Annotated in this window: 12 protein-coding genes; 5 read left to right on the top strand and 7 right to left on the bottom strand. The window is 48.2% G+C overall.

Annotated elements, in window-relative coordinates:
* Window positions 1–15: 15 nt before the first annotated feature.
* Together DS731_RS10495 and sohB are read right to left on the bottom strand one after the other, a co-directional pair.
* On the bottom strand, window positions 16–645 hold the full coding sequence (locus DS731_RS10495) for a TetR/AcrR family transcriptional regulator (protein ID WP_119501279.1): 630 nt from the start codon (window positions 643–645) through the stop codon (window positions 16–18).
* A gap of 14 nt (window positions 646–659) precedes the next feature.
* Complete coding sequence (gene sohB, locus DS731_RS10490) at window positions 660–1,688, bottom strand: protease SohB (protein ID WP_119503385.1); 1,029 nt, start codon at window positions 1,686–1,688, stop codon at window positions 660–662.
* Window positions 1,689–2,013: 325 nt separating this feature from the next.
* On the opposite strand from sohB, the gene DS731_RS10485 reads away from it, so the two are divergent.
* The 3 genes from DS731_RS10485 (at window position 2,014) to DS731_RS10475 (ending at window position 3,806) form a co-directional block, all read left to right on the top strand.
* Entirely contained in the window at window positions 2,014–2,244 is a 231-nt protein-coding gene (locus tag DS731_RS10485; RefSeq protein ID WP_119501278.1) for a bacteriocin, lactobin A family protein, read from the top strand.
* Window positions 2,225–2,479 carry a hypothetical protein gene (locus tag DS731_RS10480; RefSeq protein ID WP_119501277.1) on the top strand — a complete coding sequence of 85 codons (255 nt, stop codon included), beginning with the start codon at window positions 2,225–2,227 and terminating at the stop codon, window positions 2,477–2,479. The genes DS731_RS10485 and DS731_RS10480 overlap by 20 nt, the downstream gene beginning before the upstream one ends.
* 202 nt (window positions 2,480–2,681) lie before the next feature.
* Window positions 2,682–3,806, top strand: a complete 1,125-nt coding sequence (locus tag DS731_RS10475; protein ID WP_161599145.1) for a DUF3419 family protein — start codon at window positions 2,682–2,684, stop codon at window positions 3,804–3,806.
* 97 nt (window positions 3,807–3,903) lie between these two features.
* Here the strand turns inward: DS731_RS10475 and DS731_RS10470 are convergent, their stop codons facing one another.
* Window positions 3,904–6,501: a VolA/Pla-1 family phospholipase gene (locus DS731_RS10470; RefSeq protein WP_119501275.1), complete on the bottom strand. Its 2,598-nt coding sequence runs from the start codon at window positions 6,499–6,501 to the stop codon at window positions 3,904–3,906.
* 304 nt (window positions 6,502–6,805) lie between these two features.
* On the opposite strand from DS731_RS10470, the gene DS731_RS10465 reads away from it, so the two are divergent.
* On the top strand, window positions 6,806–7,552 hold the full coding sequence (locus DS731_RS10465; protein WP_119501274.1) for a YciK family oxidoreductase: 747 nt from the start codon (window positions 6,806–6,808) through the stop codon (window positions 7,550–7,552).
* 68 nt (window positions 7,553–7,620) lie between these two features.
* On the opposite strand, the gene DS731_RS10460 is transcribed toward DS731_RS10465, so the two are convergent.
* Window positions 7,621–8,529, bottom strand: a complete 909-nt coding sequence (locus DS731_RS10460) for a sialate O-acetylesterase (protein ID WP_119501273.1) — start codon at window positions 8,527–8,529, stop codon at window positions 7,621–7,623.
* A 121-nt stretch (window positions 8,530–8,650) separates the two neighbouring features.
* Window positions 8,651–10,315 (bottom strand): glutamine--tRNA ligase, encoded by a 1,665-nt coding sequence (glnS, locus tag DS731_RS10455; protein ID WP_119501272.1) that lies wholly within the window; start codon window positions 10,313–10,315, stop codon window positions 8,651–8,653.
* Window positions 10,316–10,523: 208 nt separating this feature from the next.
* Between glnS and DS731_RS10450 the strand changes: the two genes are divergently transcribed.
* Window positions 10,524–11,555, top strand: a complete 1,032-nt coding sequence (locus tag DS731_RS10450; RefSeq protein WP_119501271.1) for a LacI family DNA-binding transcriptional regulator — start codon at window positions 10,524–10,526, stop codon at window positions 11,553–11,555.
* A 42-nt stretch (window positions 11,556–11,597) separates the two neighbouring features.
* Here the strand turns inward: DS731_RS10450 and DS731_RS10445 are convergent, their stop codons facing one another.
* Window positions 11,598–13,292, bottom strand: a complete 1,695-nt coding sequence (locus DS731_RS10445; RefSeq protein WP_119501270.1) for an alpha-amylase family glycosyl hydrolase — start codon at window positions 13,290–13,292, stop codon at window positions 11,598–11,600.
* A complete protein-coding gene (locus DS731_RS10440; protein ID WP_119501269.1) occupies window positions 13,289–14,755 on the bottom strand; it encodes an MFS transporter in 1,467 nt (488 codons plus the stop codon). The genes DS731_RS10445 and DS731_RS10440 overlap by 4 nt, the downstream gene beginning before the upstream one ends.
* Between the last annotated feature and the right edge of the window lie 14 nt (window positions 14,756–14,769).

Below are 14,769 nucleotides of genomic sequence, written 5' to 3'. Positions count from 1 at the left end.
AATAAGCGGTGTAACTCAGACCTGACGGCCGGCGATACCTTGTGAAACGAAGGGAACAAGATGAAGGATCACGGCTTTAATATCCACTTTCTGGTTAAAATCTGATTCCGCGATTTCTGTCAGTGCCCGGCTGGATGCCATGGAAAAAACAAAGCTGCCGATGGCGAAATGCAGACGCCAGAATAGTTCATCATCTTCTACGTGGGGTAAACAAGCATGTAAGGCCATCATCAGCTTAGCTACCGTACTGCCATAGTCATGCATGATGAAACGGCGAAGATGTCCCTGAGTTTCGTTGTAGCCCCTGCCCAGTAGCTGGACAAACAGTGCAGTACCTTCTGGGCGGATATCCGACAAGGTCATCATGGGCGGAACCAGGGAAAGCAAAAGACTTTCCACACCGTCCGCACCGGTCTCTGTGCCGGTGCTGTTCAGGACATCATCAATTTGTGGCATCAATACATCAAAATAGCGCTTCAGCACTGCCTGAATAAGATTTTTTTTACTGCCAAAATGATAATTTACCGACGCCAGATTCACATCTGCGCGGGCGGTAATTGCACGCATGGAAGTTTGTGCATAACCCTGTTCAGCAAACAGGGTTTCAGCTGCATCCAGAATACGTTTTTTAGTGTCTTTCGCCATGTGAAATCAGCAGATCAGAACCAGTGGCGGGATTTGGACAACAGGCGCATCACAGTGCTTTCTGCTGCTGCAGATACTGAGATCCCTAATTTCTCTGCCATGCTTTTCTTTGTCGCATATTTCACTGCAAAGATTTCACGGGCCGGATGGTGAGAAAGAATGTAGTCATCAGAGGTCATGATGTCATCTACCAGTCCTATCTCCTTCGCTTCACTGCCCAGCCATACTTCGCCGGTAGCCACTTTTTCAATATCCAGTGTTTCACGTTGAGACTTCACCCAGTCTTTAAACTGAACATGGATGTTTTCCAGATCTTTTCTGAATTTTTCACGGCCTTCTTCAGTGTTTTCGCCAAACACTGTTAACGTACGTTTGTAATCACCGGCAGTGTGCTGCTCGAATTCAATATCATGTTTTTTGAGCAGTTTGTTCACATTAGGGATTTGCGCCAGTACACCAATTGAACCGATGTAGGCGAAACGGGCAGACAGCAGAGTATCTGCCACACAGGCCATCATGTAGCCACCACTGGCAGCGACTTTATCAACTGCTACCGTCAGCTTGATCCCTTTCTCTTTAATGCGCTGCAATTGTGACGCTGCCAGACCATAACCATGAACAACGCCACCGCCACTTTCCAGCCTGACCAGCACTTCATCCTGCTTTTGTGCCACACACAGTACAGCAGTCACTTCCTCACGAAGACGCTCAACTTCGTGGGCATCCATGGAACCGGTAAAATCGATAACAAAAAGACGTGAAGCTTCTTCATCCTCTTTTTTATCTTTATCTGATTTAGCCTTTTTACCTTCTTTTTTCTGTTCTTTCGCCAGTTTTTTCATAGCGGCTTTATCCAGCAGAACAGAACGGGCGTAATGTTTAATATCGTTCAGTTGCTCTGTCAGAGACACGATTTCAAGGTGCCCTTTTCCGGGCTTCTGCCGGCTGGCACTGGCGACGATAGCAATAAGTACTACCACTATGGCTACTACCAGCGTCACGGCTTTAGCCAGAAATAATCCGTATTCGTACAAAAACTCCAACATGTTCTCCTGATTATTATTCTGTGCGGCAAGTATCGTCATGCCAGACCCGGACAAATGATTAAAAAATGCCCGTTAAACAGCGGCATAGTGTAGCAGCGTTTACGCACGCTGACGACAGCTGGATTCATCTGGCCCGTGCGATATGTAAATTAATGCATTTGTACTGATTAAACTGTTTAAAAATATCAATATGCTATACCTGTACCGGCCCGGGTTTAGCATAATTTACCGTCTTCAGATCAGCTTTATTTCGTTCTTATATTAGTTACTTTGTCGTAGCTGGATTTTCCAGTTTTCAATTTTAACGATAAGGAAATTGTATATGAAAGTTTTGAAACCTGAAGATTTACAACTGGTTAATGGAGGCAGCGATACACTTGCATGGTCAATCACCGGAGCAACTGCAGGTACAGGTATTGGTTCAGGTGCCGGTACTCTTGCAGCAGTCATGAATGGTGCTTTGACAGGAGCGAGTTGGGGGAGATGGGGCGGATTTATCGGACTGGCTGCCGGTGCAGTAATTGGTGCCGGATATGGCTATTTATCAGCTTGAGGAGAAAACAATGAACGAATTAAATCAAAGGGAAATTAATTTAGTTGGCGGTGGAGAAATGAGCCTCACTGAAACAGCAGTCGTTGGTGGTCTTAGCGGTTTCGGAGGAGGAATGTCGTTAGGTGCTACTGTTGGTGCTGTTGGCGGGCCCCCCGGTATTCTCATAGGTGGTTTGATAGGTGGCATGTTAGGCACAATTACCGGAACTTACTCCGCTTTTGTTCTTTCCATGTGATGAATATGAAAACTCATAAGTCTTTTTTCCAGGTTTGCGCCGTCGGAGCCATTGCAGCGATTTCAGGGTTATTGCCAATACCATTGGCACTTAAAGGAATTATCGTCTGCGCGTCGTTAATAGCCTTGTTATTAATCAAACCGGAGAAAGAGGAATAAAACAAACGGGGGCTTCTCTGCCCCTGTCTCTTCAGGAGAAAACCGTGAAGTTTGAATATACCTTTGCGAATGAAGATAGTTACACTGAACAAAGTTTGTTACCCAAACAATCTGAGCACGTATTAGCTATTGCCGGCAGTGGTTCAAGGGTCATACCATTGTTCGCAAAAATGCCTGAAAAACTTACCTGCATAGATTCATCTCAACAGCAGCTTGCCTTAACTGAGTTGAGGATAGAAGCCCTGAGATCACTTGAATACGTTGAATTTTGTAAGCTTTTGGGATATCAGTATGCGCAGCCCGATGAACGAAAACAGCTTTTTGGGAAATTATCACTTACCACTCAGACAGAAAAAAGCTTAAGCGAATTTTTCCGCAGAACAGGATGGCAAAGTTTGTTGTTCTCAGGCGTCTGGGAATTAAAACTGGCAAACTCTGCACGTTTGTTCCGCCTCAGTTGTCCAGACTTAAGTAAAAAACTGATTAACTGTGACTCCCTTGAAAGCCAGAAGCTTCTCTATTTGTCATTGAGACGAAAACTAAAACTCATGGCTTTTTTTCTGACCCTATCAGTTACTTTAACGGTGCTGTTAAAGAAACTCATGCTGAGAAGAACTCATCTTTCATGGTCCTCACCCGGGCATTTTTACCGCTTTTTTACCCGGTCAATAAGTCATGCTTTTGAGAACTTTCTGATCAAAAACAATTTCTACTACAGCGCACTTTTAACAGGTTCTTACAAAAGCAACCACGCGCCTACTGCTGAAATTGACGGTAAATATTTTAATCTTTGTAAGAAGGCAGCGAAAGCTTGCAGAATTACATACATAAAGTCCGATATCATTGAGCATTGTGAGATAGCACATAACAAATATAACTTTATCTCATTATCTAATGTGCCGGATTATCTGAAAAAAAGTGACAGCCCGGATTTCATGAAAAGTCTGGAAAAATCGCTCACAGAGAACGGGATTCTGGTTTATCGCAGAAGTATTACCTCTCAGTCCAACTCCGCCCTTCGCAGACTTATCAGCGTTTCAGAAGAATTTGCTCCGGTGATCAGGCGTGACTCAACCCCCTTCTATGACATCTACATTTATCGCAAGACAGGCCCGAAAGACGTTAAAAACAAATTACTGAACCAACCCCTGATACCTGAATATGCTTAAAGTCATTTATCTTTGACTCTGATTATAAAAGCCCCCCTGAGGAAACTTCGTCCGCAGGGGGTCTTTGCTGACAGCCGACTATTACGTCGCTGTGAAGTTAGTTTTGCACCACTGAAGTATCGGTAACGGGCAGCACTGTTGCACCCGTAGACATGTAACCCGCCACTTCTTTTTGCATTTCAGTGGTAGCCGCAGCACTGGCTTCCGGGCTCAGGCTGGATGCATGAGCACCTTCTGTGAACAGTACAATACCGCTTACCGGATCGCCGGTGGCAGTGCTGCTGATCTGCTCCAGTCCGGCTAATGCTGAGAATGGCAGCTGGCCAGCCAGTGGCAGCGCTGTGGATACCGGAATCACCTGATCCGGTAAATTATCCGCACCGTCACCCACCACAGTCATCATATGCACCGGCGTGTTTGACGCCAGTGTAGCGGCATAGTTGTTTGCATCACCTGCATCCAGAACCGTCTGCGCGGCGAACGCGAATTGATTCAGTACAGACTGCACTTCCGCCATCTGTGCATCAGTGAGGTTCGCAAGGAACACATCCACCGCGGCAACAAGCTGCACCTGAGTGACATCAGTTGTTTCGTACAATTGCACTAACAACGCCTGAAACTCTTCGGAAGACTGAGATAACAGCAGCCCCTGGATAAGAGGACCAAAGGTTGGCGACTCAATCAGGAACTGAGCCAGACCGCCTCCCGGAGACTCCAGAGATGCTGCCTGCACGCTATACATGCCGTCCAGCGCTGCCAGTTCGTCACCCATTGTGCTGTTAGTTACCGCGGCAAACTCAGCCCCGGTAATCGCACCTAAAGACACACCCATGAAGTAAACACGGCTTAAGTCAAACGATGCTGCGCCGCCGGTTGTCTGATCGTTCACTGCGTTCAGACCAAGACGTAATCCCAGCATATCAGAAACACTCTGACGGACGTTATCCCGTGCAGTTGGCAGTGACTGCAGGTTCATGTAATGAGTCGCGCTGACCGTAGTCGCGTTGATGTCGTCGGTACCGTCACCATTCACGTCAAAACCACGACTACCGTGTAGCGGGTGGTCAATGGCGACGGTGGCTATCCCTGCCAGTGACAGTGCCCCGGTAATCGCCAGCATATCTTCTTTTTTACTGGTGATACCGTGCATCAGAATAGCCACAGGCCAGCCGGCTTCAGGCTGAGCGATGGGGAAACCTAACGCTCCCGCTACGGTAGCATTGGGCACGGTTACCTGCACATCCAGTGAAGGAACGGCCTGAGTTTGCGGTACAGGGTTGAATTTTGTGATGTTGCGGGCTGAGTCCAGCATCGCATCACCGATGCGTAAATCAGCAAGGCCTAGCTGATCACACAACGTGAAGTTCGGACCGGGCGTAGCCGAAGCAAGTACCTCATCAGGTGCACCCGCCAGAACTATACCGCTGTCACAGGCCGCTTCCCAGAAACCGGTAGTCGGTGCCAGCGGGTTTTCGGCCGAAGGCACAGGCAGATAATACGGCAATGACACAGAGCCTTCATAATGAGACGCGGCGCAGAACGGGCCTGCCTGAGCAAGAATGCCGGTAGAGACACCTACGGCGAAATCATTTAATCCGCCCCAGGTAGCAGACAGCTGACCTGACACAGTCCCCAGCAATCCGGCGCAGGTTTGTAACGGTGCGAAACCTCCGGCATCCAAAGTTGCTTCAATAGTTGGAATGAATGCTGCGGCGGACTCCGGTAAGGCATTGATGCCCAGCTGAACGGCACCGGCAAGAGTTGCATCATCGACCAGATCCAAGGCTTCCATCGCATTGGTGGCACCTTCAGGGTCGTTTACAGTGATAACCGGCAGCGCGGTAGCCGCTGTAGGATCACCTGCGGCAAAACGGGCAGCAAATTCAGCCACCATCACTTTTTTCAATGATTGCAGGGCGATGTCTGTGCTCTGGGTTGTGAAGGCAGAGACATAGGAAATGTCTTCCCGGTCATAGCCCATATCAATCAGAGGATCGACCAGCGAGTTGACCAGCGTTTGCAACTGCAACTGAGCGTCGGAAGAAAGCGGTAATGTATTGATGTCCTGACGAACCAGTTCCCATGATGTGGAACCCATTACGCCGTTCCCCTCACTGTCTTTCAAATCTGTAGTCATCACCAGCATGTAGCCGTGTGCCGGTTTCAGTGGCTTCAGGGGAACAACGGAAATGGTATCGCCGTCCACCAGCGAAAGCACAAAGTCAGTGCCGTACTGTAACTGGTTACCGACTTTACAACCGGAGGATGGTATTGCGGCCGCCGCACAATCAGGATCACTCTGGTCAAGTCCCAGCGTCGCTTCGTACAGCATAACACCGGCAGATAATGTTGACTCATCCAGTGTAACCCCCGACGGTGTTGTCACGTCGATAACAAAAGGATGTTGGGTTGACCAGCCGTCCAGCACGTTGAGTGCGTTTTGCGGATCAGTAAAATCTGTCGGGTCATCTACCGGAATATTCAGTGTGTAGTCGAAGAAGCCGTCATCACCCGGCAGCATGAGCAGATCGTTAGGTATGTTAAGCACGCCGTTAGACGGATCAAAAACGACACGAGAGAAAGGCTTCTGAACGGGCGTTCCGGACTCAATGTCCTCCAGCGTTTCGTTGGAGCCACCGCAACCCGTTAAACCCAGTGCCAGAGCAACACTGGTACTGATAAAGAGTTTTCTCATTTTTTCTCCCTAATAAAAGGCTTTGTTGTTATTGTCTGTTTTACAGTCAAGGCAATGTAAATGCTTGTTTCAATCCACCTGATGACAAGTGGTAACACACATTTCAAACAAGTATGACCAGTTGGTTGTAGCTTAATATTATTGTCATTACCCGAATTTTGCAAAGGTTTGTTAACTTTTCGTAAATTAATTTTACGCCACTAAAATCTGTTGAGAATTATAGGGCTAGATATTTACAACCACCGGGAGCTGAGTATCATCAAGCCTCTCTTTGCCCATAGTTAACAGATCAAGGTTAGACCCTATGCCGAATCTCTACCAGGCACCTGCCGGACTTCTCGAAGAAAAAACCATCCTCATCACCGGTGCCGGCGCCGGAATTGGTGCAGAAGCTGCCACGACGTTTGCGGCTTACGGGGCTACCTGTATTTTATTAGGTAAAACCGTCCCAAAGCTGGAACAGGTCTATGACCGAATAGTAGAAAATGGCGGACCACAGCCCGCCATTGTCCCCCTTGATTTGAAGGGTGCAACACTGAAAAATTATCAGGACATGGCGCAAACTATTACTGACCAGTTCGGAAAACTTGATGGTGTACTGCACAATGCATCAATGCTTGGCCACTTAAGTGCCTTCGGCGATATTCCTGAGCAGGAATGGATGGATGTTATGCAGGTTAATGTAAACAGTGCTGCACTGATGACGCAGGCGCTGATCCCCGTACTGCGTAAAGCGCCTTCTGCTTCGGTTATTTTTACCAGCTCAGGCGTGGGGAAAAAAGGCCGGGCGTTCTGGGGCACCTATGCCGTCTCTAAATTTGCCACCGAAGGTATGATGCAGGTGCTGGCATCCGAATTTGAAAACCGTGGTCTGCGATTTAATTGCATTAACCCGGGCGCTACCCGCACTGCCATGCGCGCCAGTGCTTACCCAGCAGAAAATCCCGACACATTAAAAACACCGGCTGATTTGATGCCGGCGTATCTGTATCTGATGGGTGATGACAGTCTGAATGTGAATGGCCAGTCAATTGACTGTCAGCCGAAATAAGGTTTATTGCTTATAAATACAAAACGGGGGAGCGTTACGCTCCCCGTTTTCCATGCGCCATTCATCGCTCACCGCTGACCACAGGTTTGCTGCAATTTAAGCATGGCAGCAGCAAATTCTTCGCCCAGATGCACATATCCTTCACTTTGATAGTGCCACCCGTCATCCAGATGCGTCTCGTTATCCAGAGTTGTCACATACGCCGCACACACATCATTTTCCACAAAAGCCTTCTGTCCCTGCTGAACAATTTTATGATAATTCATGCGCATGCCGTCTTCGTCATCCAACCCCGAATCGGTAATTTTTCCAATCACGACAGGTAAATCATCATCCCGTAAGGCCGCTCTTATCAATGCCATCAGCTCTTTTAAATTTGCCTGATACGCCAATGCAATCTCTTTCGTTTCTGCCGCATCAGACTCACCCTGCATCCACACAATACCAGCCGGCACAAGGTTGTCGATTTCACCGTCAAGATCGATATCAACAGGAAAAAATGCATTGCGGATAGTCGTGAGGAAGTGGTCGAATTGATTAACACCGGTGTTCTCCCGATAAAAAGGATACCAGCTGCCGTGGCCAATCCCTTCAGCAATCGCCGAGCCTCCTTTGGCGTACTTTATAATGGCAAAGGGCTGGTTATTGTTCAGTGAATAGAGTTGATGACCAAATGAAACTTCCGGACCAAACTTGTCACTGTACAGGCTCACCCGGCCATTAGATTTAAAACCCTTACCCGTACCGGGCTGCAGTGGTGCCCATACACCTTTACCACCGGTAAGATCATCATCTGAAACCGCATTGCCGGCAAACATATAAATATTGTCAGCAGGTTTACTGTAAAGAGGTTCAAGATCTTTACTGACGCCGTATCCCTGCATATTGGATTGTCCGCCGAGAAAGTACACCGGAAAGGTTGCCGGCATGGCTGAGAAAGACAAAAGTGAAGTGAGTGCCAGAATTCCCCGTTTCATGATGATCCCTGTTATGAACTGTTTTTTACAGATTACGCAACACTACGGCCAGCATCAATGAGAAATACGCATAAAAAAACCGCAGATAAACTGCGGTTTTAAATAAGAAACTTTTACAGGACTAGTCAGCAATCTTTGCCCAGGAATCCCGCAGTCCCACTGTGCGGTTAAACACACTGAGGCTATCAGATGAATCTTTATCCAGACAGAAGTAACCGGTGCGCTCAAACTGCCAGCCTCCGGCTACCGGATTTTCCGTTAATCCCGGTTCAACGAAACCGGATTTCACTTCTAGAGAAGCAGGATTTATGGCATCCGTAAAATTCTCTTCCGCTGCCGGATTCGGTACGTTAAACAGACGGTCGTACAAGCGGAATTCTGCTTTCACACCTGCATTGGCATCAACCCAGTGGATTACCCCCTTCACCTTGCGGCCATCAGCAGGATCTTTACCCAGGGTTTCATCGTCATAAGTGCAGAAAATGGTAGTGATATTACCCTCAGCATCTTTTTCGACCCGTTCAGCTTTTACCACATAAGCATTACGTAAACGGACTTCTTTGCCGAGTACCAGACGCTTAAACTTCTTATTCGCCTCTTCACGGAAGTCTTCCGCTTCAATCCACACTTCGCGGCTGAAAGGAATTGTACGGCTGCCCATGGATTCATCATTGGGATGATTAGGTGCCTGCAATGATTCAGACTCACCCTCAGGGTAATTTTCAATAACCAGTTTAACCGGGTCAAGAACGGCCATTGCACGGGGAGCGTTAACGTTCAGATCATCGCGGATACAGGCTTCCAGCATGCCCATTTCCACCATGTTATCCATTTTGGTTACGCCGATACGCTTACAAAATTCACGCACAGACGCAGGCGTATAGCCTCTGCGGCGCAAACCGGCGATGGTAGGCATTCTGGGATCATCCCAGCCGCTCACGTGATTTTCTTCAACCAGTTGAATAAGACGGCGTTTACTCAACACCGTGTATTCCAGGTTCAACCGGGAGAATTCATACTGACGGGGTGTGCATTCGATTGAGATATTCTCAATCACCCAGTCATAGAGTCTGCGGTTATCCTGGAATTCCAGTGTACACAGAGAGTGGGTGATCCCCTCGATGGCGTCTGAAATACAGTGGGTGAAATCGTACATAGGATAAACGCACCATTTCTCACCTGTCTGGTGATGGTGGGCGAATTTCACCCGGTAGATCACCGGATCCCGCATACACATGAACGGCGATGTCATATCAATTTTTGCACGTAGTGAACACTGACCTTCCGCATACTCTCCGGCAGTCATTTTCTCAAATTCTGCACGGTTGGTCGCAGGATCGGTATCACGGTAAGGACTGTTTTTACCGGGTTCTGTCAGTGTCCCGCGCAGTTCACGCATGGTTTCCTGGCTGGAGAAATCCACATAAGCCAGACCTTTATCAATAAGCTCCGTCGCATAGCCATGCAGCAAATCGAAGTAATCCGAAGAATAACGGGCATCACCATTCCACTGGAAACCCAACCAGTTTACGTCCTCCTTGATGGAATTGACGTAAGCGATATCTTCTTTAGCAGGGTTGGTGTCATCAAAGCGCAGATTACATGTACCGTTGTAATCACTGGCTACACCAAAATTCAGACAAATAGACTTCGCATGTCCAATGTGTAAAAAACCGTTCGGTTCCGGTGGGAAACGTGTTTTTATAGAATCATGAACACCTGCAGCAAGATCTTTTTCAATAATCTGCCGGATAAAATTGGTCGGATGATGTTCCGTTTCCGCCATTCGCCCTTTCCCCTTAAATGAAAATCTGTTCTGACATAATAATCGCCGAGTATAACCGGTTGCCCGGCGGGTCACTATGATTAATTGAAATCGCCCTGCCCGAACGGCTAAATTTACAACGAAAACCGCTGTCCGGGCAATTAACTCAGACACTTATCAGCGTTAAGTATGGTAACATAAGCCACTTTAAACCCTTTCAGTAACAGGCATGAAAGAAAAAGCCACGTCTTTTGATATTGCTCACCTGGCCGGCGTATCGCAGTCCACGGTCTCAAGGGCGCTCAGTAACAGCCCGCTGGTAAATAAAGAAACCCGCGAGCGGGTGCAGCGTATTGCCAAAGAACTGAACTACAAAGTAGACAAAAACGCCAGTAACCTGCGAAAACAGAAAAGCAATACTATTGCTTTACTGCTGTTTGAAGATCCCACGTCCGACGACTCAATGATAAACCCGTTTTTCCTTAACATGCTGGGAAGCATAACCAGGGCGAGTTCAGCCGCCGGTTACGATTTGCTGGTGTCTTTTCAGAATCTGGACGATGACTGGCACGCTGAGTTTGAAGACTCTAAAAAAGCTGACGGTATCATTCTGCTCGGTTACGGAGACTACACCGCCTGGCGGGACAAACTGGCCCAACTGGAAAATCAGGGCACCCATTTTGTGCGCTGGGGGGCTAAAGATGCAGATCATCCCGGTATCAGCATCGGCTGTGATAACTTTCAGGGCGGTTATGATCTCACCACCCACCTGGTGAAAAATGGACACCGGCGGTTTGCGTTTATCGGTGATGCCGGCGGGCATGCGCCGGAATTTCTGGCCCGCTATCAGGGTTACACACAGGCATTAAAAGACGCAGGCATTGATGCCGGTGACTTTATCCGTATTGATGCGAATTCTACTGAAGAGGCCGGAGCGCAGGCTATCCGTAAAATTCTTCATTCTGAACAAAAGCCTGAAGCCGTGGTGTGTGCATCTGACCTGATTGCCACCGGTGTGTTACAGGCGTTGAAAGAAACGCCATACCGGGTACCACAGGACATCGCCGTCACCGGCTACGACAACATCAGTATCTCCGCTTTTACTACGCCGGCCCTGACCACCGTGCAACAGGATACCCGGCTGGCCGGCGAATTGCTGGTTACCAGCCTGCTTAAGGCAATTAATAAACAAATCGTCAGTGATTTTCTGATGTCTGCAGAGCTCATCATACGCGAGTCCTGTGGCGGAAAAAAATACTGAAAATCAAAAAGAAAAGGGGTTGCTTTTGCAACCCCTGTGTCATTACAGATTCGCTATCTGCTCATGCAGATGCTGAATAAAATGGTCATCACTAAGCGGACCGTCACGCAACCAGACCTGTACGCTATGAGGGCTGACTTCACTGGTTAAAACGCGGTTGTTCACTTCCTTTTCACTGCCACTCAATTGTTCGCTCCAGCGTCCGTTTTGCATGTACTCTGCTATCTCAAAAGAAACTGGTGTATCACCTTTATTCAACAATACAAGGGCTGTCTGTTGTGCGCTGTCATCCATTACAACACGGTAGAAGGCGGCTTTTTCACCATTCAGTTCGAGCATGGTTTGTAAGCCACGCTGTAATGCCGGTGTGGCTTTTCGAACATGAGCAATAGCAGACAGAGACTGATAGATACGGTGCTGCGGCGCCTTATCCACATTATCTTGTCCGTAATAGTTACGGTTTCCGCTGTGCTCTGCTGTGCCGCGCATAAAGCCGGTCTCTGAGCCCTGATAAACCACCGGTATACCCCGTGAAGTGAACAGCCAGTTATGGGCATCGATAAAGCCGTCATCCGTAGCATTCATCCGGGGCATATCGTGATTATCGTAAAAAGTGGTCAGATCATAGGGATTATGATAAGGCCCGTGGGTAAGATGCAGTGCACTGCTTAACGTTTCGAATCCTGCATTTTCAGTCCCGAACACACTGACCATGGCCTTTTGCATAGGGAAATCCAACACGCTGATATTGCCGTTTTTAGGCAGCGTATGCTGGGCAATAAAGTTCGCATCATACTGAAAACTCTCCCCGAACATAAAGAAACCGGGATGTTCTGCACGTATACGGTCAGACATCGTGCGCCAGAAATGATGAGGCACATGCCGGATAGTATCGATCCGGAATGCATCAGCGCCCTGCTCTATCCAGTAAAGATAAGAATTAATCAGGTAATCCTGAACGTCCGGATTTGACTCATCGAGATTAGACAGCTCCACCAGGTCCGGGTAGTCGTGGAAAAATGCCTGCAAAGGCTGAGTGGTATCCAGTTCAGAAGGCAGCGTATTACTATGATCGGCAACCAGCTTTCCCTGTGCATCATAAATTTCACCGAAACCCGGTTGATCCTGCGGCATTGAAAAACTGGGAGAGCCGTGATTGGCGACAATATCAAACACGGTTTTGAGGCCGGCATCATGCATGGCAGTGGTATAGTCTTTGACCGACAAGCTGGCACTGATCAGATGTTCGTCGGGCTGATAGAAATTTGTCGCCCAATAACCGTGGTAACCGGTTTTACCCCCATCTTTAAACTGGCCGCCAAACGTAATAGGTTCACTGCCGGTAAATGCCTGATCAGGGTTATCGACTACCGGTGTTAACCACACCGCGGTAAAGCCCATATCTTTGATGAAATCAATATTGTTGACCACACCCTGCAAGTCACCGCCCATGTAGCCTACGTTAGCTGTTGCGCCGTCGGGACCATTAAGAGGCAAATTCCAGCTGGGGTGATCACCGCCCTGAGTTTCGTAATTGTTTTGTTTATCGCCGTCGACAAAGCGGTCAGTCATAATGAAGTAAACGGCTTCAGCACTGAAAGGCTCTGCAGTACCTCTTATAAAGGATGTGTTTGTACTTTCCGGCATCCCTTCTGACAGGGAAGAGTCTGGCGTATTTTCACACCCGCTCAGGGTTAATACGCTGGCAATCGCATACATTGTGTGACTTATTCTCATTGTAATTCTCCTGCCGTATTCTGTGAGGCGACGGCATGGATTTCTTTTTCTTTAACAAAAAATACCGCCACTGCTGCGCAAAGCATGGAAACACCGGCCACCACAATGATATTGATGGCGGTGTTTTCAAATACCCTGCTCAGTATCCAGCCTGCAGTGAGTCCTGCAACGATCTGCGGAATGGCTACTGTGAAGTTAAATATGCCCATATACACACCGGTTTTATCTGCAGGAAGTGCGCCGGCCAGCATGGCATAAGGCATAGCCAGAATAGCAGCCCAGGCGATTCCTACTCCGATCATGGGAAACACCAGATTGACAGCGCCCTGTGGTACCGTGACGTCTGTAATAAATAAATTCACGTGTACCGGACTGATGTCTCCGGATATCAGGAAACTGATATAACCCAGTCCCCCTAATACCAGTGAAGAGGCATAAACGGTTTTGCGGCCAAATGTATCTGCCAGGCGGGCAAGAAACACGGAAAATACGGCGGCAAACACACTGTATGCGGCAAAAAGAATACCTACCCAGTCACCGGCAGCACCTTTCGCTGCAATCACATCAGCAGGCACACTACCCGCAGCAGCAATAAATGCAGGATCAAACCACTGTTTATCCACTCCCCAGATGTGCTGGGTGATAGCCGGCATGGTGTAAACCCACATGATGTACAACGCAAACCAGGAGAAAAACTGCACCACTGCAAGTTGTTTCATCGTGGCGGGCATGGTTGCCACAAGTTTGAAGAATCCGGTTTTTTCTGTTTTGTCTTCAGAATCTGTCTGCAATCCTTTATAACGGGCGTAATCTGACGGCGCGTATTCTTTAGTGCGAAACACCGTCCAGAGTACTGAGCCAAGCAATACGGTAGCACCAATATAGAATGCCCAAATTACCGACGGAGCCACCTGTCCGGGCGATGCGGTATTATTGAGACCCGCTACATTAGTCAGAACAAAAGGAAGAATTGAGCCGATAACTGCGCCAATGTTGATCAGTAATGACTGCACCGAATAACCCAGGTTGCGCTGGCTGGCCGGCACCATATCCGATACCAGAGAACGGAATGGCTGAAAGCAAACATTAAAGGAGGCATCCATCAATGCCAGCATCAATGCACCGAACAACATGGGCGCCATGATGGTGACAAATAAGGGAGCATTCGGCATCAGGATCATACCCAGGCCGGCGGCAAAGGCACCGGCGAGAATATATGGACGGCGGCGGCCAAGGCGATTCCATGTGCGGTCAGACGCACTGCCGACCACGGGCTGAATGATCAACCCCATCACCGGCGCCACCAGCCAGAACAATGCCAGCGAATGAAGGTCTGCACCGAGATCAGATAAAATGCGGCTGACGTTGGCATTTTGCAAAGCGAAACCAAACTGTACGCCGAGAAAGCCAAAGCTGACATTCCAGACTTGCCAGAACGGTAATACAGGCTGTTTGTTATTCATATTCTGTCCGTTAT

This window comes from Alteromonas sp. RKMC-009 (genome assembly GCF_003584565.2).
GTDB lineage: Bacteria > Pseudomonadota > Gammaproteobacteria > Enterobacterales > Alteromonadaceae > Alteromonas.
The sequence above is the reverse complement of the archived record's forward strand: the minus strand, read 5'-3'. Positions and strand labels throughout refer to the sequence as shown.